This window comes from Alistipes sp. D31t1_170403_E11, from assembly GCF_015553985.1.
Classification (GTDB): domain Bacteria; phylum Bacteroidota; class Bacteroidia; order Bacteroidales; family Rikenellaceae; genus Alistipes; species Alistipes montrealensis.
In genome coordinates this window covers 89,335-114,425 of sequence record NZ_JADNHQ010000005.1, presented here as the reverse complement: position 1 = coordinate 114,425, position 25,091 = coordinate 89,335, and the positions used below count along the sequence as shown (strand labels likewise).

Annotated in this window: 25 protein-coding genes; 13 read left to right on the top strand and 12 right to left on the bottom strand. The window is 58.4% G+C overall.

Features of this window, described 5'->3' with window-relative positions; translation table 11 throughout:
- Positions 1-36: 36 nt before the first annotated feature.
- The 5 genes from I2E69_RS11805 to lptB form a co-directional block, all read right to left on the bottom strand.
- A complete protein-coding gene (locus I2E69_RS11805; protein WP_195461428.1) occupies positions 37-549 on the bottom strand; it encodes a regulatory protein RecX in 513 nt (170 codons plus the stop codon).
- Positions 531-1,370 carry a peptide chain release factor N(5)-glutamine methyltransferase gene (gene prmC / locus I2E69_RS11800; RefSeq protein WP_195461427.1) on the bottom strand — a complete coding sequence of 280 codons (840 nt, stop codon included), beginning with the start codon at positions 1,368-1,370 and terminating at the stop codon, positions 531-533. The genes I2E69_RS11805 and prmC overlap by 19 nt, the downstream gene beginning before the upstream one ends.
- Entirely contained in the window at positions 1,370-2,344 is a 975-nt protein-coding gene (locus I2E69_RS11795; RefSeq protein WP_195461426.1) for a chorismate synthase, read from the bottom strand. The genes prmC and I2E69_RS11795 overlap by 1 nt, the downstream gene beginning before the upstream one ends.
- Before the next feature lie 80 nt (positions 2,345-2,424).
- Positions 2,425-3,669, bottom strand: coding sequence for a 3-phosphoshikimate 1-carboxyvinyltransferase (aroA, locus tag I2E69_RS11790; protein ID WP_195461425.1), 1,245 nt, complete (start codon positions 3,667-3,669; stop codon positions 2,425-2,427).
- Between the two features lie 2 nt (positions 3,670-3,671).
- The gene (gene lptB, locus I2E69_RS11785) at positions 3,672-4,466 is read right to left on the bottom strand and encodes an LPS export ABC transporter ATP-binding protein (protein WP_195461424.1); all 795 of its coding nucleotides are present in this window, start codon (positions 4,464-4,466) and stop codon (positions 3,672-3,674) included.
- Positions 4,467-4,564: 98 nt separating this feature from the next.
- Between lptB and recQ the strand changes: the two genes are divergently transcribed.
- The 4 genes from recQ (at position 4,565) to I2E69_RS11765 (ending at position 7,623) form a co-directional block, all read left to right on the top strand.
- The gene (gene recQ, locus I2E69_RS11780; protein ID WP_195461423.1) at positions 4,565-6,757 is read left to right on the top strand and encodes a DNA helicase RecQ; all 2,193 of its coding nucleotides are present in this window, start codon (positions 4,565-4,567) and stop codon (positions 6,755-6,757) included.
- Between the two features lie 205 nt (positions 6,758-6,962).
- Positions 6,963-7,181 carry a hypothetical protein gene (locus tag I2E69_RS11775; RefSeq protein ID WP_195461422.1) on the top strand — a complete coding sequence of 73 codons (219 nt, stop codon included), beginning with the start codon at positions 6,963-6,965 and terminating at the stop codon, positions 7,179-7,181.
- A 3-nt stretch (positions 7,182-7,184) separates the two neighbouring features.
- A complete protein-coding gene (locus I2E69_RS11770) occupies positions 7,185-7,382 on the top strand; it encodes a hypothetical protein (protein ID WP_195461421.1) in 198 nt (65 codons plus the stop codon).
- 1 nt (position 7,383) lies between these two features.
- Positions 7,384-7,623: a hypothetical protein gene (locus tag I2E69_RS11765; RefSeq protein WP_195461420.1), complete on the top strand. Its 240-nt coding sequence runs from the start codon at positions 7,384-7,386 to the stop codon at positions 7,621-7,623.
- Positions 7,624-7,815: 192 nt separating this feature from the next.
- Here I2E69_RS11765 and I2E69_RS11760 read toward each other — a convergent pair whose 3' ends face one another.
- Positions 7,816-9,123 carry a hypothetical protein gene (locus I2E69_RS11760; protein ID WP_195461419.1) on the bottom strand — a complete coding sequence of 436 codons (1,308 nt, stop codon included), beginning with the start codon at positions 9,121-9,123 and terminating at the stop codon, positions 7,816-7,818.
- A gap of 74 nt (positions 9,124-9,197) precedes the next feature.
- Between I2E69_RS11760 and rsmA the strand changes: the two genes are divergently transcribed.
- Positions 9,198-9,989 (top strand): 16S rRNA (adenine(1518)-N(6)/adenine(1519)-N(6))-dimethyltransferase RsmA, encoded by a 792-nt coding sequence (rsmA, locus tag I2E69_RS11755; protein WP_195461418.1) that lies wholly within the window; start codon positions 9,198-9,200, stop codon positions 9,987-9,989.
- A 6-nt stretch (positions 9,990-9,995) separates the two neighbouring features.
- On the opposite strand, the gene I2E69_RS11750 is transcribed toward rsmA, so the two are convergent.
- The 3 genes from I2E69_RS11750 to I2E69_RS11740 are packed head-to-tail and all read right to left on the bottom strand — an operon-like array spanning position 9,996 to position 12,933.
- The gene (locus I2E69_RS11750) at positions 9,996-10,433 is read right to left on the bottom strand and encodes a hypothetical protein (RefSeq protein ID WP_195461417.1); all 438 of its coding nucleotides are present in this window, start codon (positions 10,431-10,433) and stop codon (positions 9,996-9,998) included.
- On the bottom strand, positions 10,430-11,698 hold the full coding sequence (locus tag I2E69_RS11745) for a M16 family metallopeptidase (protein ID WP_195461416.1): 1,269 nt from the start codon (positions 11,696-11,698) through the stop codon (positions 10,430-10,432). The genes I2E69_RS11750 and I2E69_RS11745 overlap by 4 nt, the downstream gene beginning before the upstream one ends.
- On the bottom strand, positions 11,695-12,933 hold the full coding sequence (locus I2E69_RS11740) for a M16 family metallopeptidase (protein ID WP_195461415.1): 1,239 nt from the start codon (positions 12,931-12,933) through the stop codon (positions 11,695-11,697). Before I2E69_RS11740 ends, I2E69_RS11745 begins: the two co-directional genes overlap by 4 nt.
- 618 nt (positions 12,934-13,551) lie before the next feature.
- Between I2E69_RS11740 and I2E69_RS11735 the strand changes: the two genes are divergently transcribed.
- The 5 genes from I2E69_RS11735 (at position 13,552) to I2E69_RS11715 (ending at position 20,833) form a co-directional block, all read left to right on the top strand.
- A complete protein-coding gene (locus I2E69_RS11735; protein WP_195461414.1) occupies positions 13,552-14,940 on the top strand; it encodes a C10 family peptidase in 1,389 nt (462 codons plus the stop codon).
- Between the two features lie 8 nt (positions 14,941-14,948).
- Positions 14,949-15,509, top strand: coding sequence for a hypothetical protein (locus tag I2E69_RS11730; RefSeq protein WP_195461413.1), 561 nt, complete (start codon positions 14,949-14,951; stop codon positions 15,507-15,509).
- A gap of 377 nt (positions 15,510-15,886) precedes the next feature.
- Positions 15,887-19,420, top strand: a complete 3,534-nt coding sequence (gene nifJ / locus I2E69_RS11725) for a pyruvate:ferredoxin (flavodoxin) oxidoreductase (protein ID WP_195461412.1) — start codon at positions 15,887-15,889, stop codon at positions 19,418-19,420.
- Between the two features lie 189 nt (positions 19,421-19,609).
- Positions 19,610-20,383: a S1/P1 nuclease gene (locus I2E69_RS11720; protein ID WP_195461411.1), complete on the top strand. Its 774-nt coding sequence runs from the start codon at positions 19,610-19,612 to the stop codon at positions 20,381-20,383.
- Positions 20,384-20,401: 18 nt separating this feature from the next.
- Positions 20,402-20,833, top strand: a complete 432-nt coding sequence (locus I2E69_RS11715; protein WP_229095489.1) for an META domain-containing protein — start codon at positions 20,402-20,404, stop codon at positions 20,831-20,833.
- Between the two features lie 153 nt (positions 20,834-20,986).
- Here I2E69_RS11715 and I2E69_RS11710 read toward each other — a convergent pair whose 3' ends face one another.
- From I2E69_RS11710 to rplU, 3 genes are all read right to left on the bottom strand, one after another.
- A complete protein-coding gene (locus I2E69_RS11710) occupies positions 20,987-21,238 on the bottom strand; it encodes a helix-turn-helix domain-containing protein (protein ID WP_195461410.1) in 252 nt (83 codons plus the stop codon).
- Between the two features lie 841 nt (positions 21,239-22,079).
- Positions 22,080-22,340, bottom strand: a complete 261-nt coding sequence (gene rpmA / locus I2E69_RS11705; protein WP_195461409.1) for a 50S ribosomal protein L27 — start codon at positions 22,338-22,340, stop codon at positions 22,080-22,082.
- Positions 22,341-22,360: 20 nt separating this feature from the next.
- The gene (rplU, locus tag I2E69_RS11700) at positions 22,361-22,672 is read right to left on the bottom strand and encodes a 50S ribosomal protein L21 (protein ID WP_195461408.1); all 312 of its coding nucleotides are present in this window, start codon (positions 22,670-22,672) and stop codon (positions 22,361-22,363) included.
- Between the two features lie 153 nt (positions 22,673-22,825).
- Between rplU and I2E69_RS11695 the strand changes: the two genes are divergently transcribed.
- Genes I2E69_RS11695 through I2E69_RS11685 form a run of 3 tightly spaced genes read left to right on the top strand, consistent with a single transcriptional unit; the run spans position 22,826 to position 25,079 of the window.
- Positions 22,826-23,194 (top strand): response regulator transcription factor, encoded by a 369-nt coding sequence (locus tag I2E69_RS11695; protein WP_195461407.1) that lies wholly within the window; start codon positions 22,826-22,828, stop codon positions 23,192-23,194.
- A complete protein-coding gene (locus I2E69_RS11690) occupies positions 23,191-24,135 on the top strand; it encodes a hypothetical protein (protein ID WP_195461406.1) in 945 nt (314 codons plus the stop codon). Before I2E69_RS11695 ends, I2E69_RS11690 begins: the two co-directional genes overlap by 4 nt.
- Positions 24,132-25,079, top strand: coding sequence for a hypothetical protein (locus I2E69_RS11685; protein WP_229095488.1), 948 nt, complete (start codon positions 24,132-24,134; stop codon positions 25,077-25,079). Before I2E69_RS11690 ends, I2E69_RS11685 begins: the two co-directional genes overlap by 4 nt.
- Positions 25,080-25,091: the final 12 nt, after the last annotated feature.

The window sequence follows — 25,091 nt, the reverse complement described above, 5'->3', positions numbered from 1 at the left end:
TCGTCCCGAAGCTGATTGTCGTAAATAAGAACAGTGTTAAAAGTCGTCGCATCTATCCGTCTCCCTGACCATTGCCGAGGCGGCGTCCAGAACGGCCTCGTAGTCGTACCCGAGCGAAAGCCCGTAGCGTATCAATTTGGTTTTCAATTCGTATTGCGTGGCGTATTTCACCGTTCGGGCCTTGCGGCAGAGTTGCTGCGCGAGCCGTTCCCCCATGCCCGAACGGTCGGCCTGCGACAGTGCCGCGTCGATCGTCTCCTTGCGAACCCCTTTGCGTTGCAGGGCCGTGCGGATTTTGTATTCGCCCCAGCCGCTCAGCCGCAGTTTTTCCCGCACGAAGGCCTCGGCATAGCGGCTGTCGTCGATGAACCGGTCGCGGAGCAGTCGGTCGAGCACCTGCTGCGCATCGCGCTCCGCCAGTCCCCAGCCGCGCATCAGCCGCCGTGCGTCGCCCTCCGACTTCTCGGCGCGGGCGCAGAGGCGCATCAGCGATGCAAGCGCCTCGTCGGGCGTTTTGGTGCGTTTTTTCTTCAGTTCATCCGGCTGCATACCATGCGGGGTTTTCCGAAGAGGTCCGTGCGGACCTCGGTGTCGGTATATCCTTCGGCGCCGAGCATGCAGGCGATCTCCTCTGCGGCGCGTTCGTAAATCTCGAAATAGAGCCTTCCTCCTTCGCGCAGCATCTGCCGTCCCGCCCGCGCAATGGCGCGGTAGAAGCGGATCGCATCGTCGTCCGGCACGAACAGCGCCAGGGCGGGTTCGTGGTCGCGGACATTGGTGTGCATCGCCGCGCGGTCGCTCTCGGGAACATAGGGCGGATTCGACACGATCACGTCGAAACGCTCCGGAAAGGCCTCGGCCAGTCCTCCGAGCGCATCCGCCTTGCGGAGCGCCACGTTTGCGCCCAGCGCCCGGAAATTCTCCGCGGCGACGGCCAGCGCATCGTCCGAAATGTCGGCGGCGAAAACCGCTGCCCTGGGCAGTCCCAGGGCCAGCGATGCTGCGATACAGCCGCTTCCCGTTCCGACATCCAGCACTCTTTGGGCTGCCTGTTCGTCGCGCAGAACCCAGTCGACGAGCTCTTCGGTCTCGGGACGCGGGATCAATACCCCTTCGCGTACGGCAAAGCGGCGGCCGTAGAATTCCGTATATCCGACGACGTATTGCAGGGGTTTCCCGGATACAAGCTGCGCTTCGGCCCCGGCCAATCCCCCGACGGCGAGTTCCGCCTCCGGATCGGTCAGCAGCGCCGACGGCGTGAGTCCCGAAAGCTCGGCTACGGCGGCCAGCGCGATGCTGCGGGCTTCGCGTGCGTCGTAAAGCCCTGTGAGCCGTGCGGCCAGAGAGTCGATGGTCTCCCGGCGCGTCATCAGCGGATAAAGTCGGCCAGCGCGATGGCTACGGCGGCTTCGACGACCACCGCGCCGCGCAGGGCGACGCAGACATCGTGGCGGCCGTGGATTTCCAGCGGCTCGACCTTGTTTGTCGCCAGGTTGTAGGTTATCTGTTCGCGGCCGATGCTCGGCGTGGGTTTCAGCGCCGCGCGGACCACGATTTCGTTGCCGTTGGTGATGCCGCCGTTGATGCCTCCGGCGTTGTTCGTCGTCGTCGTACCGTCGCAGTCGACGAAGCAGTCGTTATTCTGCGAACCGCGCAGGCGGGCCCCGGCGAATCCGCTGCCGAACTCGACCCCCTTGACCGCCGGTACGGCGAACAGCATATGGGCGATCAGGCTTTCGGCCGAATCGAAGAAGGGTTGTCCCAGTCCGAGGGGCACTCCCGAAACGCGGCATTCGACGATGCCGCCCACCGAGTCGCGGTCGGCTGTTGCGGCGTGCAGTACCTCGTTGAACCGTTCGGGGTCGGTGCAGCCGCCGATCTCGGTCAGCCGGGTCGCGAACTGTACGCCTGCCGGCAATACCTTCTTGGCCACCACACCCGCGGCGACCAGCGCCACGGTGAGGCGCGCCGAGAAATGCCCGCCCCCGCGCGGGTCGTTGAATCCGGCGAATTTATGGTAAGCCACCAGGTCGGCGTGTGAAGGCCGGTAGTGGCGCATGACGGTCGAATAGTCCTGCGAGTGGGTATTGGTGTTGGCGAACTCGATGGTCAGCGGAGCACCCGTCGTGTGGCCGTTGTAAAGGCCCGACACGATCTGCGGCACGTCGGGTTCGCGCCGCGGCGTGGTCCCCGGGGCTCCGCTGCGGCGCCGTGCGAGGTCTTCGGCGAAATCTTCCTCCGAGAGCGGAATGCCTGCCGGAATGCCGTCCAGCGAAATGCCGATTTGGTGTCCGTGCGACTCTCCCCAGATGGCGAGCCGGAAATTATGTCCGAATTGATTCATAGAGCGCTGGTTGTCTGATGTGGTGTACTTGTCGGTCCTTTTTTGTCTCCCTCGGGAGGGCGTGCCGCACGCAGCGGGATTTACTCTCGGATGCGTGCCAAATCCTCGAAAAATCCGGGGTAGCTTTTTGCGACGCTCTCGGCTCCTTCGATCTCGACGGCGCCGTCCGAGCGCAGTGCGGCGACGGCCAGCGACATGGCCATGCGGTGGTCGCCGTGGCTCGATGTGCGTGCCGAGCGAACCTTTCCGCCGCGAATCTTCATCAGGTCCTCCTCCGAGGTGTCGACCTCGATGCCCAGTTTGGCGTATTCGTCGCGGATGGCGTCCGCACGGTTGCACTCCTTGTATTCGAGGCGCGAAGTTCCCCGGATGACGCTTACGCCGTCGGCCGCAGCGGCCAGCGCCGCCAGCGCCGGGAACAGGTCGGGGCAGTTCGTCGCATCGAATTCGAAGGCGCGGAGCGGCCGGTGCAGCACCGTTACCGACTCCTCCTCGTTGATCACTGCGGCTCCCGCGCGCACCAATGCGGTGCAGATGGCCGTGTCGGCCTGCTTCGAGAGCATCGAGACGTTGCGCACGGTGACCTCTCCGGCCGTAGCGCCGGCTACCAGCAGCATCGCCGCGGCGCTCCAGTCGCCCTCGATGCTGAAATAGGTCGAGCGGTAACGCTGCCGTCCGGGAATGTAGAACTCCTCGTAATCGCGCTGGCTGATCTCGATGCCGAAACGCGCTGCCGTGTCGAGGGTCATATCTAAATAAGGTGTCGAGACCGCCCCGTCGACGTGCAGTATGGTGTCGCGCCTGGCCAGCGGCAGCGCGAGCAGCAGTCCCGTGATGAACTGCGATGAAACCGATCCGTCGACTTCGACCTTTCCGCCCTGAATCGGGCCGCAGACCTCGATCGGGAGGTAGCCTTCGTTGTCGCGCACCCTCACGCCCAGCCGCCGGAGCGGCTCGAACATCATGTGCATCGGACGCCGCAGCAGCGAACCGCGCCCCTCGATGGTGATGGGCGTGGGGCAGAGCGATGCGATGGGAGTGAAAAGACGCGTCGAGAGACCCGATTCGCCTACGTTGAGCACATGGCCCTTCGGGTCGAGCCCTCCCTCGATCGAGAGCGACGTGGGGTCGACCTGGTGCACCCGTGCGCCGAGCGTTTCGATACAGCTCAGGGCCGAACGGGTGTCGTCGCAGAATTCGATGTTGCGCAGTACCGATACCTCCTCCGAGAGCAGCGCTGCCGCGAGGGCGCGCTGTGCATAACTTTTCGAGCAGGGCGGCTTCAGCGTGCCTTTCACGCGGCCCTGCGGAACCGTTTTATCCATATTTACTCCTTAACCTCCTGTCCTTTGCGGTTTTTCATCTCCTGTGTCAACTGGTGGCTCTTCTTGAGCTCGAAATGCTGGCCGAGGTAGACTTTGCGGACCATCGGGTCGGCAGCGAGTTCTTCGGCCGTACCGGTTTTCAGGATCTTGCCTTCGTAGAGCAGGTAGGTACGGTCGGTGATGGCCAGCGTTTCATCGACGTTGTGGTCGGTGATGATCACGCCGATATTCTTGTGTTTCAGTGTCGCTACGATCGACTGGATGTCCTCCACGGCGATCGGGTCCACGCCTGCGAACGGCTCGTCGAGTAGGATGAACGCCGGGTTGATGGCCACGGCCCGCGCGATCTCCGTACGGCGGCGTTCGCCGCCCGAGAGCTGGATGCCGAGGCTCTTGCGCACCTTTTGCAGGCGGAACTCCTCGATCAGCGCCTCGACCCGTTCGTTCTGGTACTCCTTCGAAAAGGTGGTCATCTCCAGTACGGCCCGGATGTTGTCCTCCACCGACAGGCGGCGGAAGACCGAAGCCTCCTGCGCCAGGTAACCCACGCCCAACTGGGCGCGGCGGTAGACGGGCAGGCTGGTAAGTTCGGTGGTCTGGCCTTCGTCGCTTTCGAGGAAGATGCGGCCTTCGTTGGGCTTGATCAGCCCCACGATCATGTAGAAGGTCGTGGTCTTGCCGGCTCCGTTAGGGCCCAGCAGGCCTACGATCTCTCCCTGATTGACATCGATCGACACGTGGTCGACGACGGTCCGGGCCTTGTATTTTTTGACGAGTTCGCTGGTGTAAAGGCGCATTGCGTTTTCGATGAAATTTTTACAAAGTTATGCTTTTTTCCGAAAAGTTTTTTATCTTTACATTGAATTTTCTGATTTTAAAGCATAGTAACGGCGAAATGAAACAATTTGATTCTTCCCTGCTGCATGATAAGCTGAAGGAGTACTTCGGCTTTTCGTCGTTCAAGGGGAACCAGGAAGCGGTGATCCGCAATGTGCTGGAAGGCAAGGATACCTTCGTGCTGATGCCCACGGGCGGCGGCAAGTCGTTGTGCTACCAGTTACCGGCCATGCTGATGGACGGTGTCGCGATCATCATATCGCCGCTGATCGCCCTGATGAAGAACCAGGTCGATGCCATGCGCACTTTCTCGGCCGAGTCGGGAATTGCGCATTTTCTCAATTCGTCGCTCAATAAGACTGCCGTGGCGCAGGTCCGCCAGGACGTACTCGACGGCAAGACCAAACTGCTCTATTTCGCCCCCGAGTCGCTTACCAAAGAGGATAACGTGGCGTTCCTGCGCAAAATCAAGGTTTCGTTCTATGCCATCGACGAGGCGCACTGCATCTCGGAGTGGGGCCACGACTTCCGTCCGGAGTACCGCCGCATCCGCCCGATCATCAACGAGATCGGTTCGGCGCCGCTGATCGCCCTCACGGCGACCGCCACGCCCAAGGTGCAGCTCGACATCCAGAAGAACCTGGGCATGTCCGACGCTTCGGTCTTCAAGTCGTCGTTCAACCGTCCGAATCTCTACTACGAAATCCGGCCCAAGCACAATGTCGACCACGACATCATCCGTTTCATCAAGCAGAACGAGGGCAAGAGCGGCATCATCTACTGCCTGAGCCGCAAGAAGGTCGAGGAACTCACCGAACTGCTCGTGGCCAACGGCATCCGGGCGCTGGCCTACCATGCCGGTATGGACGCGTCGACGCGTGCCGCCAATCAGGACGACTTTCTGATGGAGCGCGTCGAGGTCATCGTAGCGACGATCGCCTTCGGCATGGGCATCGACAAACCCGACGTGCGCTATGTCATCCACTATGACATTCCCAAGTCGCTCGAAGGCTATTACCAGGAGACGGGCCGCGCCGGCCGTGACGGCGGCGAAGGCTACTGCCTGACCTTTTATAGTTATAAGGACATCCAGAAGCTCGAAAAGTTCATGCAGGGCAAGCCCATCGCCGAACAGGAGATCGGCAAGCTGCTGCTGCTCGAAACGGTCTCCTATGCCGAGAGTTCGATGTGCCGCCGCAGGACGCTGCTGCACTACTTCGGCGAAGAGTATACCGAGGACAACTGCGGCAACTGCGACAACTGCCGCAACCCCAAGCCGAAGGTCGACGCCCGGGCGTCGCTCAAGATGGCGCTCGAGGCCCTGCGCGACATCGGCGACAAGTTCAAGGCCGACTACCTGGTCAATGTCCTCGTGGGCAAGACCACGGCCCTGATCAAGAGCTACGGACACAACAAGTCGAAATGGTTCGGTGCGGGGGCCGAGCACGACGCCCGCTTCTGGGGAGCCGTGCTGCGCCAGGCGCTGATCCTGGGCCTCGTCGACAAGAATATCGAGAACTACGGGCTTATCTCGGTCAACAGGAAGGGCGAAGGCTACATCGCCATGCCGTTCCCCGTGACCGTGACCCTCGATCACAACTACGACGAGGAAGAGAAAGAGTCCGAATCGGTCGCTCCGATGGGCAAGGGCGGCGCTGCCGACGAGGAGTTGTTCTCGATGCTGAAAGACCTGCGCAAGAAGGTCGCCAAGCAGCACGGGCTGCCGCCGTTCGTCATTTTCCAGGATCCGTCGCTCGAAGACATGGCCGTGCAGTATCCGATCACCGTCGAGGAGATGCAGAACATCACGGGCGTGGGCGTGGGCAAGGCGCGCAAGTTCGGCGAGGAGTTTATCCGCCTGATCAAGGCGTACGTCGAGGAGAAGGAGATCATCCGTCCGCAGGACATGATCGTCAAGGGCGTGGCCAGCAAGTCGGGCAACAAGATTTTCATCATCCAGTCGATCGACCGCAAGATGGATTTCGAGGACATCGCCCGCGCCAAGGACCTCGATTTCGACGAACTGCTGACCGAAATCGAAGGTATCGTCAACTCCGGCACGAAGCTCGATATTTCGTACTACCTGAGGGAGTTTATGGACGAGGACAAGATCGAGGACATTTACCTCTACTTCAAGGAGGACGCCGAGAGCGATTCGCTCGATGCGGCCATCGAGGAGCTGGGGGCCGAATATACCGAGGAGGAGATACGTCTGGTGCGTATCAAATTCATGTGCGAACAGGGCAACTGATTTCCGGCTTTGCAAGGTACTCGGGCACGTCCCTTGCCCGTTCCGAACGGGGAATATTTGTAATCCCGTTTGCACCGGACTTCACGATGCACCGCATCTGTTCCTCTTTCCTCCCGGAGCGGATGAACAAGCGGCCCGGGCCGCGCTGATTAAGTGGGCATAGAGACGTTAAGACAATTTTGTATAACCTAAAATTACAACGCCTATGAACAAGAAGACTTTTACTTTAGCCGTGATCTTTCTGGTTGTGACGCTCGTGTGGTTCGGAATCAACATCTACTGGGCCCTGACCCGCCAGAATAATGTGTTCGATATGGTCGTAGCCCTGTTGTTTGTTGCGGTCGGAATCGGAATGGTTTACAACGAATTTAATAAAAAGAAATGCAAGCACCTCGATGAGGTGAACAAGCACAAAATTCCTTAGCTGATGCGTGTAATTGATCGCTTTATGGCCGTCATGGCTGTTGTATTTTTCATTGGGACCCTGGTTTCGGCATGGCGGGTCGCCGTTGCCGACGGGGGAGATATCTGGTATGTTCCCGTGATTCTGGCCCTGGCATCCGCCACGATGACCGTAGGAGCGTTGCAGCACCGGAAAAGGAAACCTACCCCAAATAAGGATTGATATGAAAACCAATCTTATGCAGCTCGTGCGCCTCGTACTGATGGTGCTGGCTATTGCGGGCATCATCTATGCCATCGAATTCATGGAACGCGGCATCGCCGTGTGGTTTTGGGTCTCGCTGCTCGGCATCGGGTTCGTCGGATTGCTCTATACGTTCCGCCTGACGCAGCGCCGTGCCGCCCGTGCACAGCGCGAACAGCAGCGCCTCGACAAGAAGCGCCAGCGCCGTTCGAAGCGCTGACCGCGTTCGTGAGGCAGGGTATCTGCCGATCGGGGCGCCGGTTCCGGGTGCGAAATCCGCACCGGGATAAATCCGCCGGCCCTAATTGCCGGGACGCTTCCGGGTAAACTCTTTGTCTGATAATCGCCGCGTTGTATGGGGCGTTTGTAGAATAAATCCGCCGGATGAACTATCATCCGGCGGATTCGCTTGTCAGTTCTGGATGGAAGAGAGTATTCCGTTCTCGAAGTAGAGGTAGCTGCTCAGCCCGTAGACCCATTGTTCGTGTACGCCCCAGCTTCCCGACATGGTGTTGATGTCCTCGGGCGAACCCCATGCCTCACGGCACATGGCCCGGGTCATGCCGATCCGGACTTTGCCCTCCAGGATCAAATCGGCGGTGGCCTTGCCGTATTTCCGGTAGAGCGCAGCCTTACGCTCCTTCTGCTCTTTTTCCTGTTGCAAACGGGCCTCTTCACGCTTGCGGGCCTCCTCGGCGCGCTGGGCGTATACCTCTTCGGACGGGGTGAAGATCAGCTCTTCCATGAAGGCGCGGTCGCTGCCGAGGGTGTATCCTTCGACGCCGAAAGGCGCCGGAAAGCGACAGAGCGGCATGTAAATCCGTACGCTGTCCTCTTTCTTTTCGAAAACGAACGACGGCACGGCGTAACCCTTTCCGTCGCCGATCAGCCGGATGTCGAGGCACTTCAGTTCCGTGCCGAAATTCAGCCGGTTCTCTTCGCCCTGCATAGTCTTGGCCTGCAATCCGAAGTATCCGGAAACATATCCCGGAGCTTCGGGTTTGCGCTTCGTGAGGAAGAACTCCTTGCCGACGTACGCCGCACGGTACTTCTCGACCAGCCCTTCGACGGCGACCGGGTAAAATTCGTCCCGCAGGTTCGTTTTGTCTTTTCCCGTATGTGCATACCAATAGAGTGTTTCGCCCTCTTCGGAGCGGAGCCGGAAAAACCGCAGGTTCTGCTCCGAGATCGCATGGATCCCGACGCCGGTTATCTCGAATGTTTTCCCTTCGATGGCTTCGGCCGGAGTGAACCAGCCTGTTTCGGGAGCCGTCGCGCAGAGATCCCGACCGAGAACGTATGATTCCATTGTCGTGCATCCGCAGGCGGCCGCCGGTTCGTCTTTGTAGAACCGGGGACGGTAAGCGTCGCTGTAAAGGGTGTCGATCCGGAAATCCTCGGGCCGGACCTTCCTGCGGGGCTTGCGCAGCCATGTGGTGTCGACGCGCACGACGGCGGGCGTTTCCGCGAGGAAGTTGAAGTAGGCGACCGGCCGCAGACCGGCGTGGATGTCGCGGGGATAGAACAGCAGACGCTGCCCGACGAGTCCCCGGTAGTATTCCTCCGGGCCGTTCACGCGGATATTGGCCAGCGAATCGTAGACGATCGGTTCGACCTTTGCCGGATCGGCTTTTTGCGGGGTTATGGATTCGATTTTGAACTGTGCAGAGGCGCTTGCAAAGCAGCCCAGACCCAGCAGGAGGCAGGAAATACGTTTCATTTTTCAGTGAGTATAACGACAAAGGTAGCAATAAATCGAATATTTCGTACCTTTACAGCCGAGAATGAAAAACTATGGGTGAAGTAAGGGCCAAAAAAGCACTGGGACAGCATTTCCTGGTCGATCTGAATATTGCACGCAAGATTTGCGACTCGCTTTCGGGCGGGGATGCGGCCGGTGGGCCGTCGGCGGTGCTCGAAGTGGGGTGCGGCATGGGCGTATTGACGCAGTTCCTGCTGCGCCGCGACGATATCGTGACTTACGGTGCGGAAATCGACTCGGAGAGCGTCGAATACCTGCACGAGCATTACCCGGAATTTGCACCGCGGCTGATCGAGGGCGATTTCCTGCGGATGAACCTGCGCGAACGTTTCCCCGAAGGTCTGAAGATCATCGGCAATTTCCCCTATAACATCTCGTCCCAGATTTTTTTCAAGGTGCTCGAAAACCGCGACCTCGTGCCCGAGTGCGTGGGTATGATCCAGAAGGAGGTCGCCGTGCGGCTGGCCGAACCTCCCGGGTCGAAGGAGTACGGCATCCTGTCGGTGCTCCTGCAGGCGTGGTACGACATCGAATATCTTTTTACGGTCAACGAGACGGTCTTCAATCCGCCCCCGAAAGTCAAGAGCGCCGTCATCCGCCTGCGCCGCAATGCAACGGAACACCTCAGTTGCGACGAGACGCTTTTCATCAAGGTCGTGAAGGCCTCCTTCGGCCAGCGGCGCAAGATGATCCGCAACTCGCTGCGCTCGGTCTTCGGCGACTTCGGCGGGGCCGACCATCCCTTCTTCACCCGGCGCGCCGAGCAGTTGGGCGTTGCCGAGTTCGTTGAACTGACGAATTGGGTTTCCGTAAACCGTCGGTAACGGCCGCTATTCCCGGTTTAGATACGGTTCCATTTTCCGTGTTTCCACGGCGATGCCCGACTTTTCCAGTCGGGCGATGATGTCGCTGTAATCACCGCTGCGAATTCCTTCCAGATAGTGCCACCGGATCTTTCCGCTGTCGCACGTCAGACGGATGCGCGGGTTACCCCGCAGGTCTCGGATGAACTCCACCCGCCGCAGGCTGCCATAGGGGTAATCGAACGTGCGTCGCGTGAACGGATTGAAGATCGAAATCTTGCGGTTGGAAAGCACGATGCAGTTGCGAGTTGCGAGGTAGAGTAGGTATATTCCGGTATAGAAACCTCCGAGGATGAAAAATCCCCGGGCCTGCAACGTGTCCCACAGCAGCAGACACATTGCGAGCGTCCCGACGTAGAACCAGGATTCCCAACTTCTGAAGAGGGGTTTCCGGTATATTTTCATAACCGGGGCTTTTCCGCTCCGGCGACGACCGTCACCAAATCCTCCTTCGCCAGGTACTGCCGGGCCAATCGCTGTACGTTTGCGGGCGTCATCTGCCGGATGCGGCGGATGTTCTCGCCGATCACTGCGTTGTCGCGGTCGCAGAGGATGTTCTCGATCGTCACGTCGGCGATGCCGAACGGACCGTCGAGGATACGCATCATTTCACCCGCCATCATGTTTTTCACCAACTCCAGCTCCGCTTCGGGCATGGGCTCTGTGCGCAGGCGTTCGATCTCTTTGTAGATTTCCTGCAGGGCCTCCTGTGTAACGTCCGCTCCGACCTGCGCCGCCGTCGCGAAGTAACCTTCGCGTTCGAAATTCACCATTGCGGAGACTACGCCGTAGGTGTAACCGTGCTCTTCGCGGAGGTTCTGCATCAGGCGGGAACCGAAATAGCCGCCCAGGGCCGTTGCTACGACCTGCATGCCCAAAAAATCGGGATGTGTGCGCGGGAAGAGCAGGCGGCCGATGCGCAGCGACGATTGTACGGCTCCCGGGTATTCGACGAACGCCGTGTGCGTGGTCTCGGGCGGCGGGAAGGCGATTGCCGTTTCGGCCTCACCGTGGGGGATACGTCCGGCGAGCTGCGTCACGGCCTCCAGTTCGTGGGGCCCGATGCGTCCGCTGCACACGACGAAGCAGTTTTCGGCGGTGTAGAACCGCCGGTAGAAATCGGCTACGGCGTCGCGTGTGAGGCTGTCGTATTCGCGTTCGTCCGACGAAATGCCGTAGGGATGCCGCGGCCCGAACAGCGCCCGGGCAAAGGCTTCGCGGGCTTTTACGTCGATCTTCGCCCGCTCGACCGCCAGCCGCTGCCTGCGTTTGGCGGCGTAGGTCCGCAATTCCTCTTCGGGGAAGGTGGGGCAGAGCAGGATTTGCTCCGCCACGGCAAGCGTCTGGTCGAAGAACTTCGAGAGCGTGGCGAAGTTGATGTAGGCGTAGTCGCGGTCGACGTTTACGTCGTACCAAGACCCGTAGTAGTCGAGTTGTTCGGCGACCTGCTGCGCCGTCATGTCGCGTGTGCCTTCCGACAGCAGGTTGGCGGCGGCCGTCGCCGAGAAGGGCGTCTGCTGTACGGCCGACCCGGCACGGAAGACGAACGAAATGCGAAGCACCTCGAAATCGTCCGAGGCGAGCGTGTAGAGGCCGATGCCGTTGGGCAGCGCCGTGCGGACGGCCTGCGCGACTTCGACCTCCGAGGGTGTTATGCGGGGTGGTGTCATTTCTTTGCGTTGTAAATAAGTGTGGAACTGTTTTCGGGACGGAAGATGCGGCGGCTGAACGAGCGGATGTCGTCCTCGGTGACGGCGCGGTAGCGGTCCACCTCGCGGTTGATCAGTTCGAGGTCGCCCAGCATTTCGTAAAACCCGAGGTTCATCGCCTTGTTCATCACGTTCAGCTCGCCGAAAAGCGTGTTGGCCTCGAACTTGTTCTTGACCTTTTCGATTTCGTATTCGGTCGCTGCCGTGTTTTGGAGGGCTTCGATCTCTTCGCGGAAAGCCGCTTCGGCTGTTTCGGCCGTCACTCCCGGCAGCAATTGGCCCGTGAAGACGAACAGCCCCGGGTCGACATCGCCCGAAATGTAGGCGTTGACGCTCGACAGCAGGTTGCGTTCTTTGACAAGATGCATATACAGCCGTCCCGAATCGCCGCCCGACAGCAGGTCCGAAACCAGGTCGGCCGTGTAGAAATCGGGCTGCGTGCGTGCGCACATGTGATAGGCTACGGTAATGGTCGAGGCCGGCACGTCGCGCTCCACCTCCTCGCGGCGGGCTTCGGTCTGCACGGGTTCTTGGGGAATCGGCGCCGTTGCGACGGAACGTCCGGCGATCGGTGCGAACCACTTTTCGGCCAGTTCCAGCATCCGCTCCTCTTCCATGTCCGCCGAGATCGACAGGATGGCGTTCGAAGGGTGGTAGTGGGCGCGGTAGAAGGCCTTCACGTCGTCGAGCGTCGCTCCGGCTATGTGGTCGGTCGTCAGGCCGATGGCCGCCCAGCGGTAGGGGTGGACCTTGTAGGAGAGCGCCCTGAGCAGCATCGTCTGGTCGCCGTAGGGCTGGTTGAGGTAGCGCTGGCGGAACTCTTCGATAACCACCTTTTTCTCGGCTTCGAGTTTCGCGGGGGTGATGTCGAGCCCCTCCATGCGGTCGCTTTCGAGCCAGAGGGCCGTTTCGAGGTTGTCCTTCGGCAGCGTGATGTAGAAATCCGTGTAGTCGTTGTTCGTGAAAGCGTTGTTGTCGCCCGAGGCCATCTGCACCGGGAGGTCGAAGTTTTCCACCGCGTGCGTTCCGCGGAACATCAGGTGTTCGAACAGGTGGGCGAATCCCGTGCGTGCGGGATTTTCATTGCGCGCGCCTACCTTGTAAAGGATATTTACGGCGGCGAGTTTCGAGGCCCGGTCACGGTTGACCACAACGGTCAGTCCGTTCGGGAGTATTTTCTTCTGGTAGGAAATCATGTGTGCAAAGGTAAACTATTTTCCGCTGCGAATGGCGTGCCGCATTGAATTTGTTTCCTGTCCGGCGGCTGGAACGACGTGTGAAAAAAGCAGCGGCGGGAGATACAAGTGACGCCTCATTGTTCGGAAAATGGATTCGGTGACTATGAAGAAGTTTGGGATAGAGAATCCATCGTTCCCGCCGCTGCATGATTCGGTATATACGGCAGAAACGAGAAGAGTGCTGCCGAGATCATGGCTCCTATGGCTCTGGTAAAGCCCGTAAACCCTCACATCAGCGCGCACCCTTCGGGTACGATCCAATTGTGGGTTTACAAAAAATTTACCAGATTTTAGGAGCCCCAATATAACCGTTTCTATAACGATATTTAAAGAACGAATATAAACGTGTTTCTGACGGCAAAGTTAGTAAAAAATCCGGTTTTGCCGCCGATGTGTCCGAAAGTCCTATACATAAACCTTAATTTTTGGGTTCCTTGCCTCCGATCGGCCGCCGGGTTCGAGCAGCGGCAAGGGAGTATCCGCATTTTGCTGTCCGCAACCGGTTTTAACAATTGAAAATTGTTTATAATCAAAATTTTGTGTATATTTGATCGGCCTCACTAAATTCTATAGCCTATGAAAAAAGTGCTGTTTTTTCTCTTTCTGGCTGGAATGCTTTCTTCATGCAGCGATGATCCTGACAATTCGGCCTTTCCGGAGCCGGCCATAGACCCGGTTTCGGAGTATGCGATTTCTCCGGAAAGCGCACTCGACAATCTGGAATTGTTTTTGGGAACGCTTCAAAGTATAGGCGGTGAAACACGCGCAGGCTTGTTTGGGCGGCGGGTCGCTTCGATCTTGCCGTTGAAAACGGTTTCGGCTCGCACCCGTTCTGCATCGGCTTCCGGTGTCGAAAATCTGCTTTATCTGGTTGCTTTCGAAGACGGACAGGGATCTGCTATTTTGGGAGCTGATACCCGCGTCAATCCGGTTTATGCCGTATTGGACGAGACTGTGCTTACTCCGGAGGATTTTGAATCGAAAAATTTTGATCTACGGGATTCTACCGGTCATGCGGGTGATGGCGATGAGGAAATACGCATCAAGGATTTTCTGGTGAAGATAATTCTCGACGATGTTTCCGGCAACCTCGACAAGCCTGCCGATCCCCTTCCGGGCAATGGTGGCGGAATCGACATCGGCGGTGATTGGGGTGATCCTACCCCTGCGCCCAAATACAGGACGGCCATTATCAACAAAACCACCCAAGCCCCGCTGTTAGAAACCAAATGGGACCAGTGGGCGCCGTATAATGACCAATGCGACTGGAACAGCACGCATACGAGGCGGTGTCCGGCCGGATGCACAAATATTGCGGTAGGGCAGATATTGACTTATAATCAATCGGGTGCTGCGATTTCGATTGCGGGCGACTCTTTTTCATGGAGCCTGATCAATGAGTGTAAATACGGCTCTTATCCCTCTGCTGGAGCGAGGAACGAAGTGGCGCGGTTTATTCATGCGCTCGGAGTCTGGATGGGGACGACGTATAGTGATTTGGCAAGCAATACGTATGTTTCGAAGGTCTCTGGAGTGCTCAATCAATCCGGTTTGCGAAACGTAAATTTGATTACGTATACAAAAAATGCGGGAAAGAATATGGTATGCACAAAGAAAGCTCCTTTTTTTGTACATGGAGTTCATGCACCGAATGTGACCTCAGGGCATCATTGGGTGATCGACGGCTGGAACGAGTACACCAAACAGAGTTGGATGACCACCTACGGTCCGAATAATCAGGTCAATCCCGAGGTTCTTTTGTCGGAAGAGTACTATTGCCTGGTGCATTGCAATTTCGGTTGGGGCGGTAAATGTGACGGCTATTATTGGTACGATCTTTTCGATACGACCAAGCGGTTGGATTCGGATAAGATCGATACCGGTGCAGGCGACTATGCGGGATCGAACGGCAGCGCCGATTATAAATTTGCTTATAACTTTAAAATGGTTGTTTACGATAAATAGATGATTTTATGAAAAAAATTGTATATATTTTATTTTTCGCCTCCGTTCTGGCCGCTTGTGAAGGTCCGGAGTCCGAGACCGAATGGAACCGCGTGAACGGGCTGATCGCAAGACATGGCAATTTCGACCCGTCAGTAGTTCCGGCTTTGTTAACCGGAAATATGCTGTCGTTTGCTGCCTATTTCGAGCTGGAAACAGAGAAATTGTATTACAGCGATCAGGTTGATATGAGTATTGGTGGAGTATTACCCGAATTCCTTTTTTTTGAAGACGGCACTTGTTGGGAGTGTTGGCTGGATATGGCCCAAGGGTACGATGGTGGGCTATTTTACCGGGCTTATAACTGGAGCTATGATCCGCAGACACAGACGCTCGTTACAAGGAACGACTATACCGAGGCGCGGGCTGTGGTCAGGGCGGTCGATGGCGGCGATATGCTGATCCTTGACGGTGATTTGTGTTCGCAGTCCGGGGCGCGGATCGTTTTTAAACTCGATCCGAATCCGGACCGTCGGGCCGACTATCTGGAAAACTGCCGCAATATCGCCGATTTCGAATCGGCCGAATAGCCCGGATTCGGGGAACCGCAGTAAAGGAGCAGCCTCGCGAGGCGCTCTTTTTTTTCGGCGAGGGTTTTGCGGGGCCGTCTCACGGATTGCGGCCGGTTTACGCCGCGCTTTCCTTGCTCTCGGGGTGTGTCTCGCGGGTAATCCGCTATTGGTTAGCCAGTTCGGCAACTCGGTGATTTCCCGCAAGTTCGTTGTTAGTTGAATAACAGGGTGATTGTTATTTTATTAACATTTGAAAAGGTAAAAATTTACACTTTTTTGAAAGAAAATAGACATCGTTTCTCGGCCGAAATTGCTATATTTGCATCGCCCGTTTGTCCGGGCTATGCCTGAAATATCGGAAATACACACAAATATCATCTAAAATTTCAACTAAAATGGCAGAAAAGAAATTTATCACTTGTGATGGTAACTACGCTGCGGCCCATGTGGCTTATATGTTCTCGGAAGTCGCAGCCATCTATCCCATCACGCCGTCGTCGACGATGGCCGAGCTCGTGGACGAGTGGGCCGCCCAGGGCCGTAAAAATATCTTCGGTGAAACCGTTAAAGTCGTTGAAATGCAGTCGGAGGCCGGAGCCGCAGGCGCCGTGCACGGATCGCTGCAGAGCGGCGCCCTCACCTCGACGTTCACCGCTTCGCAGGGTCTGCTGCTGATGATCCCCAACATGTACAAGATCGCCGGCGAGCTGCTTCCGGGCGTATTCCACGTTTCGGCGCGTGCGCTGGCCGCACAGTCGCTGTCGATCTTCGGCGACCACCAGGACGTGATGGCTGCCCGCCAGACGGGTTTTGCGATGCTCGCCACTTCGTCGGTCCAGGAGGTCATGGACCTCGCCGGCGTTGCGCACCTCGTGTCGCTGAAGGCCCGCGTGCCGTTCCTGCACTTCTTCGACGGTTTCCGCACCTCGCACGAAATCCAGAAGATCGAACTGGTCGACGAAGCCGCTTTGACGGCGCTGCTCGACCGCGATGCGCTGAAGGAGTTCCGCGCCCGTGCGCTCAACCCCGAACACCCTGTGACCCGCGGTACGGCCCAGAACCCCGACATCTATTTCCAGACGCGCGAGGCTTCCAATAAGTTCTACGACGCGATTCCCGACATGGTGGCCGACACCATGAAGGAGATTTCGAAGATTACGGGCCGCGACTACAAGCCGTTCGTATACTACGGTGCGAAGGATGCCGAAAACGTGGTCGTAGCGATGGGCTCGGTGACCGAGACCATCAAGGAGACGGTCGACTACCTGATCGCGCAGGGCGAGAAGGTGGGCGTCGTTACCGTGCACCTCTACCGTCCTTTCTCGGTGAAATACCTCATGGCTGTGCTTCCCGAGAGCGTGAAGCGTATCTGCGTGCTCGACCGCACCAAGGAGCCGGGAGCCAACGGCGATCCGCTCTACCTGGACGTTGTCGAAGCGTTCGCAACCTGTCCGTGCGACAAGAAGCCGCTCGTCATCGGCGGCCGCTACGGTCTTTCGTCGAAGGACACCACCCCGGCGCAGATGCTGGCCGTGTTCGAGAACCTGAAGATGAACGAGCCGAAAAACCAGTTCACGGTAGGTATCGTGGACGATGTGACGTTCCGTTCGCTGCCCGTCGGCGAGGAGATTTCGCTCGCCAAGCCCGGCACGTTCGAGGGCCTCTTCTTCGGCCTCGGAGCCGACGGTACGGTGGGAGCCAACAAGAACTCGATCAAGATCATCGGCGGCACGACCAACAAGTACTGCCAGGCCTATTTCTCCTACGACTCGAAGAAGTCGGGCGGTTACACCTCGTCGCACCTGCGTTTCGGCGACCTGCCCATCACTTCGCCTTACCTGGTGACCACCCCCGACTTCGTGGCGTGCCACGTGCCTTCGTACGTCGACAAGTACGACGTGCTCAAGGGTCTCAAGAAGGGCGGTTCGTTCCTCTTGAACTCGGTGCACGATGCCGAGACGACCTGCGCGACGCTGCCCGACCACATGAAGGTCTACCTTGCCAAGAATAAGATTAACTTCTATATCATCAACGCCACGAAGATCGCCGCCGAGCTGGGCCTGGGTTCGCGTACGAACACCATCATGCAGTCGGCATTCTTCAAGATCGCCAACGTCATTCCCTTCGACAAGGCTGTCGAGGAGATGAAGAAGGCCATCCTGAAATCCTACGGCAAGAAGGGCGAGGATATCGTCAACATGAACTACGCGGCTGTGGACGCCGGCGGCGACGCCGTCGTGAAGGTCGAGGTTCCTGCCGAGTGGGCGAATATCGCCGTGAAGGAGGAGGCGCACACCGCCGACGCCGCACGTCCCGACTTCGTGAAGAAGATCGTCGATCCGATCAACGCCCTGAAGGGCGACCTGCTGCCCGTTTCGGCCTTCAACGGCCGTGAGGACGGTACGTGGGACAACGGCACGGCCGCTTACGAGAAGCGCGGTATTGCCGTAAACGTTCCCGAGTGGAAGATCGAAAACTGTATTCAGTGCAACCAGTGCGCCTATGTCTGCCCCCACGCTGTGATCCGCCCGTTCCTCGCTACGGAGGAGGAGGCCGCCGCTTCGGGTGTGGAATGGAAGCAGGGCCTGGGCGAGACGAAGGAATACAAGTTCCGCATCCAGATTTCGCCGCTCGACTGTACGGGCTGCTCGAACTGCGTCGATGTCTGCCCCGCCAAGGAGAAGGCCCTCGTGATGCGTCCGCTCGAAGAGCAGATGCCCCAGCAGAAGAACTGGGATTACATCACCAAGCATATCGGTTACAAGCAGGTTGTCGACAAGACCAAGTCGGTCAAGAACCTGCAGTTCGCCCAGCCGCTGTTCGAGTTCTCGGGCGCCTGCGCAGGTTGCGGCGAGACTCCGTATATCAAAGCTATTTCGCAGCTCTTCGGCGATAAGATGATGGTTGCCAACGCGACGGGTTGTACTTCGATTTACTCGGGTTCGGCTCCCTCGACGCCTTACTGCACCAACGATGCCGGCCAGGGTCCCGCATGGGCCAACTCGCTCTTCGAGGATAACGCCGAATTCGGCCTGGGTATGCACATTGGCGTAGAGAAGCTCCGCGACCGCATCCAGGATACGATGGAAGCCGCTATCGCGAATTGCACCAAATGCTCCGACGAGCTGAAAGCCGTGATGAAGGAGTGGATCGAAAACCGCGGTTCGTCGGCTAAATCGGCCGAGGTTTCGGCCCGCCTGATCCCGATGATGGAGGCTTGCGGCTGCGACTACTGCAAAGAGATCCTTGAACTGAAAGACTGGCTCGTGAAGAAGTCGCAGTGGATCATCGGCGGCGACGGCTGGGGTTACGACATCGGCTACGGCGGTGTGGACCACGTGCTGGCTACGGGCCACGACGTGAACATTCTGGTCGTAGATACCGAGGTTTACTCGAACACCGGCGGCCAGTCGTCGAAATCGACTCCCGTGGGCGCTGTCGCCAAGTTCGCATCGAGCGGTAAGCGTATCCGCAAGAAGGACCTCGGCGCCATGGCCATGACCTACGGTTATGTCTATGTGGCTCAGGTTTCGATCGGCGCTTCGCAGCAGCAGTTGTTCAACGTGCTCAAGGAGGCGGAGGCCTATCCCGGACCTTCGCTGGTGATCGCCTACGCTCCGTGTATCAACCACGGTATCAAGGGCGGCATGACCCGCACGCAGACCGTTGGCAAGGAGGCCGTGGCCTGTGGTTACTGGCACTTGTGGCACTACAACCCGATGCTCGAGGAGCAGGGCAAGAATCCGTTCGTGCTCGACTCGAAGGAGCCCGACTGGTCGAAGTTCCGCGAGTTCCTCTTGAAGGAGGTACGCTATACGTCGCTCCAGAAGGCCTTCCCGGGCGAGGCTAACGAACTGTTCGCCGCCGCCGAGGAGAATGCCAAGTGGCGTTTCAACGGTTACAAGCGCCTTGCGCAGATGGAGTACTAACAAAAGTTTATTCGATAGTAAAGGCCGCATCCCGATCGGGATTGCGGCCTTTTTTTGTTGACGCTGTATTGCCCGCACCGGGAAGCGTCCGAATCGGTTTAAAAAGCTGTGTTTCGGTTTTTTTCTGTTTGCGGCTGTTGCGCAACCCGATTATATTACCTATTTTTGTCAGACAAAAACCGACCTGAAATGAAGAAAACACTCCTCCTGCTCGCCGTGCTTTTCGGCGCCTGCGGTACGGCCTTCGGCTGGGGCAAGACCGGGCACGACGCCATTGCTTACATTGCCGAGTGCAACCTGACGCCCCGGGCGAAGAAGAACATCGGGAAGTACCTCGATGGCCGTTCGATTGTCTACTACGCTTCGTGGATGGACGCCGTGCGCGCTACGAAGCCTTACCGCGCCACCTCGAAATGGCACGGATTCGATGCCGATGCCGAGTGCCGTTATGTGCCCCGAATGGCTGAAGGCGATGCCGTGTTGGGGATCGAGGATGCGATGGAGAAACTCCGCGACTATCGCAGCCGGGACGATTCGACGGTCCGCGTGGCGATCTACTGCCTGGTGCACCTGGTGGGGGACATGCACTGCCCGACGCACGTCAAATATCCTTGGTACAGCAGCTTCGGGTTCGAGCTTAACGGCCGTAAATGTGCTTTTCACGGCTTCTGGGATACCGAGGCCCTGGAGCTTAACCACCGTTGGGGTTACGAGGACTACCGTTACCAGCTCGACCGCTGTTCGAAATCCGAACGCCGTGCCCTGGCCGCCGGTACGCCCCGCGAATGGGCCGGGGAGAATGCCCGCAACTGCCGTGTGATCTACGACTGGATCAAGCCCGGCGACCGGCTCGACAAGGCGCAGACGAGCGCTTACCTGATGACCGTGCAGCCTCTTGCCGAACAGCAGGTCTTGAAAGCCGGTTACCGTCTGGCGCGTATTTTGAATGAATTATTCGGTTAATAAACGTATTTTGAAATTATGAAAAAGATTTTTGCAGCCGCTGCGCTGCTTTTAGCCATGACCGCCTGCGGCGGTTCGCAGAAGAAGGCCCTTCCGCTGGAGGGCACGACGTGGAAACTCGCCAAGATGGAGACGATTCCCGCAAAGGCCATCGACGCCGAGGCCGATTTCTTCACTTTGCAGTTCAATGCCGCCGATACGCTCGTGTCGGGCCGCACCAACTGCAACCGCTTCTTCGGTAAGTACGAACTCGAGGGCCAGAAACTGGAGTTCGAGAACATGGGCATGACCCGCATGGCCTGCCCTGAAATGGAGTACGAGGATGCCTTCGTGAAGATGCTCGACGAAGTGGACCGCTTCGAGATCGATGGCTCAGCCCTGAAATTGTACGACGACAAGAAGGTCGTCGCCGAATTCCGCGCCGTGGAGAACGCTCCGGCCAAGAAGTAATCCGGCTTTGCCGCAACAAAACCCCGCTTTCGGATTCCGAAGGCGGGGTTTTATCCTTTTGCTGCTATGTTGTTGCGTTGCATTGCGTTACCGTGTCTGGCGCAGCGTTGGCGTTTCTGTTTCGCATGTGCTGCCCCTTTCGTGCGGCGGAATCTATTTTCCGGAAGCGGTCTTCGCATCGAACCGTTCGAAAAACTCCCGGAGCGTAATCCCGTAGTAGGCGCACAGGTCGGCGAGCGTCGAGATCGAGATATTTCCGTGCCCGGATTCGATCCGGCCGATGTTGATGTCGGTGTCGGTGAAAACCTGTTTCTGGGACAGCTTGCGGGTGTGGCGTAGTTCGCGCAGTCCGTTAACCACATCGCGGATCACCGGCTCGTTATAGCGTTCGTTCTTTCGTTGCATACTGCAAAGTTACATTAAAATCGCCATTTTCGAGCGCCTTGCCGGGACTCTTATTTGCCAAAACCCCGCTAAAAACGGCGGTTTCCGTTCTTTTCGTTGCACAAGCCGTCGTTTTGCGCTCTGAGGCCTGTTTGTTCCCGGAGACGGTCCTGCGCCTGCCTTGAAAAGGTCCCGATCGTATTCTGTTCGGGCCAGAGTCTTGGCATAATGGAATTTTTAGTTATCTTTGCAATAAATAATTCAAGGGTAAACAACTCTTTATACCTCTCTGCAAACTTAGGGAGCCTCTTCGGAGGTTGTTTGAATCGGGTGTGATTGTTGCCAGACCTGTGTATGCCCCGACCTTTGGGTTGGGGCAGTCACGGGCGCGGGACGACTTTCTGGTTCATGGCTCCCTAAGGCCAGCATTGAGGAGGTCAGACTCGCGCTTTTTTGTTTTGTCTTCCATGCAAAGCCGCGCAGTCGTATTCCGGGGCGGCGTCAGACGTTGCGTCACTGTCGGGATTTTCCTTCGGGAATAATCCCCGTGCCGCCCCGCATTGGTTTTGGGGCGGCGGCTGTGATTTAGGCGTCACAGGCAACATTCTTCCTGCAGGATTCCTGTTTTGCCGTTCGTTTGCGGACGACGGGTGTACAGAGGCGTCACTGGAGAGTTCTCCGACAGGATCCATCCGCTGCTCCTTCTTTTTCGGGGGCGGGCCGACGGCCGAATACGTCGCTACTTACATACTCGAGTTTCACCAGGCGGAAGGTTCCGTCCCCGATTTTTATTGAGACTGCGGCGCACGAAAAAAGCGGCTTCCCGGAGGAAACCGCTTTTTATCGTTTTCGTTTGTTGGGTTTACTCGCTCAGCGGGGAAACGCTTACATAAGATTTTCCTGCGCCTTTCTTGCAGAACTCTACCGTTCCGTCGACGAGGGCGAAGAGCGTATGGTCTTTACCCATGCCTACATTTTCACCGGCGTTGTGCACCGTTCCGCGCTGGCGAACGATGATGTTGCCCGCCTTTGCGAACTGACCGCCGAACAGTTTGATGCCGAGTCGCTTGCTTTCCGACTCGCGGCCGTTCTTCGAACTACCTACACCTTTCTTGTGTGCCATGTTACTTCAGTTTTTAAAGGTTATGCAACGATTTCCTCGATGAGAATCTGCGTAAGGTACTGGCGATGGCCGTTGCACTTCTGGTAGCCCGTGCGACGCTTCTTTTTGAATACCAAAACCTTGTCATCTTTCAGATGCTTCAGGATCTTGCACTTCACTGTGGCGCCTTTCACTACAGGTGCACCAACTTTAACCTGACCGTCGTTGTCTGTGAGCAGGACTTTGTCGAAACTTACGGACGAATTTTCTTCGCCCTGAAGACGGTGAACATAAAGTTTCCGACCTTTTTCAGCTTTAAATTGCTGACCTGCAATCTCTACTATAACGTACATTTAAGTCGATTATGTATTTGAACATAAATTGAGTGTGCAAATATACGCATATTTATCTTATAAACAACACACCCGGCAATTTTTTTTGCCCGTCCGCCGCTATGGCGCGGTTTTTGGCGTGGCAAAGGCGGCCGGCCAAGCCGGTGTGACGCCATGCACCGAATATTGATTGTTTCCGACGAGGAGTTCCTGCGCGACGTGATCCGACTGTCGCTCGCCGACATGCAGGCCGAGGTGCGCTGTGCATCGGGTGTGCCCGACATGCAGCGCATGGCGCGGCGCATGCTGTTCGATTTGGTGATCGTCGTGGGGACTTCGGTCTTTTTTTCGGGATGCGACGTAGTGCGTACGCTGCGTCCCGACTGCCTCAGGCGGCCGCTGGTCTACGTCGTGGCGTGGCAGCAGGCCGAACAGACGGTGCTGAGCCTTTTGGAGTGCGGCGTCGACCAGTACATGACCTTCCCCGTGAGCCTGCAGCGGCTGCGGACGAAGATCGCCAATGCTTTGAACCGACAGTTATGACCGAATTGCTATTGATGCTCTATACGGCGTTTGCGGCTGCCGGAACGGTTGCGCTGTTGCTGCTGCTGGGTGCAGCGGAACTCCGCGCCCGGCGGCAGCGCAGCCGCGACGCCGTGCTGCGTGCCAAATACCTGCGTATCGTGATGTCGTACCTGCTTGCGGGCGACGGCCCCGTGCCGCGCTTCCCGATGATCGGCCGTATCGGCGTCCGGAGGCTGCTTGTCGAAGCCATCGCCGGGCTGGTGGATGTCACCTACGGGCTCGATGCCGCGCCCCTGCGGCGCATCGTCGAGCGCTATGGGTTGGAAGAGTGGCTGTTCCGCCGCATCCGACGCTCTGGGTCCTACCGCCGGGCGCATAACCTGTTGCTGCTCGCGCGCCTGCCTGTCACCGACGCGGGGGCGGCCTGCGCTGCCCGCTACGCTGCGAGCCGCAACCGCTATGTGCGTTTCCAGTCGCTGATGGTGCGCCTTGCGGCCGACCCTTCGACAGCCCTGCGGCTGATGACCGAATATTCCGAACCCTTCTCGGCGTGCGAAGTGGGGGAGATCATGGCCGTCCTGCGCCGCGGGATGCTGCCCATCGCCTACGAACCCCTCGTCGGGTCGCCGAGCCGCAACCTGCGGATCGTGGGGCTGAACATCGTGCGCCAGTTCGGCATCGAGGAGGCCGAACGGCTCCTGCTGCGCATCGTGGCCGGGGACGAAAGCCCGGAGCTGGGGCGCGAGGCGCTCTACACGCTCTGCGCCCTGCGCCGTCCGCTGACGCGGCGGGCCGTCTCCGGACGGCTGTCGTCCATGTCCCCCGCCGAGCGCAAGGCCCTGCTGCGCTATATCGTCGCCGAGGGCTACTCCCCGGGCCCTCTCCGGCGGCTTCTCAGCGCGCGCGAACGTCCCTATTACGAATCGCTCGTCCAATCCTATAAACGCTGCCTGGCATGAAGCTGGTTCTTCTCCTGGTGCTCGTTTCGGTGGCGGTGTGCGTAGGCGCACTGCTGCTGCTGATAACCCGTGCCCGGGACAAACGGCTGCTGCTCAATGCCGTGCGCGCGGCCTACAGCGACGCTCCCGACGGTATCGGCATTTCGGTCCTGTGCAGCGGCGTATCGGACCCGGCGCAGATCGAAAACCTCCTCTCCCCCGAATATGCGCGTTACGAAGTGATCGTGGTGCTCGACGGACGCCACCATGTCGCGGAATTTGCCGCGCTGGTCGGCCGCTACCGCATGATCCGCGTCGAGTGGACCCACTCCGGCGAACTGGAGGTCGAGGGAGTGCGGTCGCTGGGCCGGTCGCGCAAGCGGCATTTCCGGCGGCTGGTGCTCGTCGACCGGGTTCGCGGCTCGGCGGCGGGCGACTTCGACGCTGCCGCTGCGGTGGCTACCTACGACTACCTGCTGCCCGTCTCCGCGGGGCAGTTCCTGTTGCCCGGGACCATCGAACGGCTCGTCGCGGAGCTGGGCGAAGGCCCGCCCGGAACACTCGGTCTCGTGCAGTCGCACCTGGGCGAACCGGCCGCGCTGCTGAGCCGCGAGGCGGTAGTTGCGGCAGGCGGTTTCGGGATGCACCCGCTGCGAGTCGTTCCGCGCAACCGGCGGAGGACCTTGTGGGAGCCGTTGCTGACCGTCCCTTTCTCCCGGCGGCGGCTGTCGGGGCGGCTGCGCGGACTGCTGGCTGCGCTGCTCACGACGGCTTTCATCGCCGTTTCCGCAGCGGGATGGTGGTGGGCTTCTGCCGTGTTCGCCACCCTCGCGCTGGTCTGGGCGGGCGGGGAGTACGCCGCGCGGCTTGCGGACGAGACAGCCCCTTCGGCCTCGGGTCGGCTTGTGGCATGGCGCCGCCTTTTCAAACAGTATTACGGTACTAAAAATTTTCCGATATCATAAATTCTTGTTATC

Excerpts from the sequence above, each read along its gene's own strand:
- I2E69_RS11805 (WP_195461428.1), bottom strand. The coding sequence starts at position 549 with ATGCAGCCGGATGAACTGAAGAAAAAACGCACCAAAACGCCCGACGAG.
- prmC (WP_195461427.1), bottom strand. The coding sequence starts at position 1,370 with ATGACGCGCCGGGAGACCATCGACTCTCTGGCCGCACGGCTCACAGGG.
- I2E69_RS11795 (WP_195461426.1), bottom strand. The coding sequence starts at position 2,344 with ATGAATCAATTCGGACATAATTTCCGGCTCGCCATCTGGGGAGAGTCG.
- aroA (WP_195461425.1), bottom strand. The coding sequence starts at position 3,669 with ATGGATAAAACGGTTCCGCAGGGCCGCGTGAAAGGCACGCTGAAGCCG.
- lptB (WP_195461424.1), bottom strand. The coding sequence starts at position 4,466 with ATGCGCCTTTACACCAGCGAACTCGTCAAAAAATACAAGGCCCGGACC.
- recQ (WP_195461423.1), top strand. The coding sequence starts at position 4,565 with ATGAAACAATTTGATTCTTCCCTGCTGCATGATAAGCTGAAGGAGTAC.
- I2E69_RS11775 (WP_195461422.1), top strand. The coding sequence starts at position 6,963 with ATGAACAAGAAGACTTTTACTTTAGCCGTGATCTTTCTGGTTGTGACG.
- I2E69_RS11770 (WP_195461421.1), top strand. The coding sequence starts at position 7,185 with ATGCGTGTAATTGATCGCTTTATGGCCGTCATGGCTGTTGTATTTTTC.
- I2E69_RS11765 (WP_195461420.1), top strand. The coding sequence starts at position 7,384 with ATGAAAACCAATCTTATGCAGCTCGTGCGCCTCGTACTGATGGTGCTG.
- I2E69_RS11760 (WP_195461419.1), bottom strand. The coding sequence starts at position 9,123 with ATGAAACGTATTTCCTGCCTCCTGCTGGGTCTGGGCTGCTTTGCAAGC.
- rsmA (WP_195461418.1), top strand. The coding sequence starts at position 9,198 with ATGGGTGAAGTAAGGGCCAAAAAAGCACTGGGACAGCATTTCCTGGTC.
- I2E69_RS11750 (WP_195461417.1), bottom strand. The coding sequence starts at position 10,433 with ATGAAAATATACCGGAAACCCCTCTTCAGAAGTTGGGAATCCTGGTTC.
- I2E69_RS11745 (WP_195461416.1), bottom strand. The coding sequence starts at position 11,698 with ATGACACCACCCCGCATAACACCCTCGGAGGTCGAAGTCGCGCAGGCC.
- I2E69_RS11740 (WP_195461415.1), bottom strand. The coding sequence starts at position 12,933 with ATGATTTCCTACCAGAAGAAAATACTCCCGAACGGACTGACCGTTGTG.
- I2E69_RS11735 (WP_195461414.1), top strand. The coding sequence starts at position 13,552 with ATGAAAAAAGTGCTGTTTTTTCTCTTTCTGGCTGGAATGCTTTCTTCA.
- I2E69_RS11730 (WP_195461413.1), top strand. The coding sequence starts at position 14,949 with ATGAAAAAAATTGTATATATTTTATTTTTCGCCTCCGTTCTGGCCGCT.
- nifJ (WP_195461412.1), top strand. The coding sequence starts at position 15,887 with ATGGCAGAAAAGAAATTTATCACTTGTGATGGTAACTACGCTGCGGCC.
- I2E69_RS11720 (WP_195461411.1), top strand. The coding sequence starts at position 19,610 with ATGAAGAAAACACTCCTCCTGCTCGCCGTGCTTTTCGGCGCCTGCGGT.
- I2E69_RS11715 (WP_229095489.1), top strand. The coding sequence starts at position 20,402 with ATGAAAAAGATTTTTGCAGCCGCTGCGCTGCTTTTAGCCATGACCGCC.
- I2E69_RS11710 (WP_195461410.1), bottom strand. The coding sequence starts at position 21,238 with ATGCAACGAAAGAACGAACGCTATAACGAGCCGGTGATCCGCGATGTG.
- rpmA (WP_195461409.1), bottom strand. The coding sequence starts at position 22,340 with ATGGCACACAAGAAAGGTGTAGGTAGTTCGAAGAACGGCCGCGAGTCG.
- rplU (WP_195461408.1), bottom strand. The coding sequence starts at position 22,672 with ATGTACGTTATAGTAGAGATTGCAGGTCAGCAATTTAAAGCTGAAAAA.
- I2E69_RS11695 (WP_195461407.1), top strand. The coding sequence starts at position 22,826 with ATGCACCGAATATTGATTGTTTCCGACGAGGAGTTCCTGCGCGACGTG.
- I2E69_RS11690 (WP_195461406.1), top strand. The coding sequence starts at position 23,191 with ATGACCGAATTGCTATTGATGCTCTATACGGCGTTTGCGGCTGCCGGA.
- I2E69_RS11685 (WP_229095488.1), top strand. The coding sequence starts at position 24,132 with ATGAAGCTGGTTCTTCTCCTGGTGCTCGTTTCGGTGGCGGTGTGCGTA.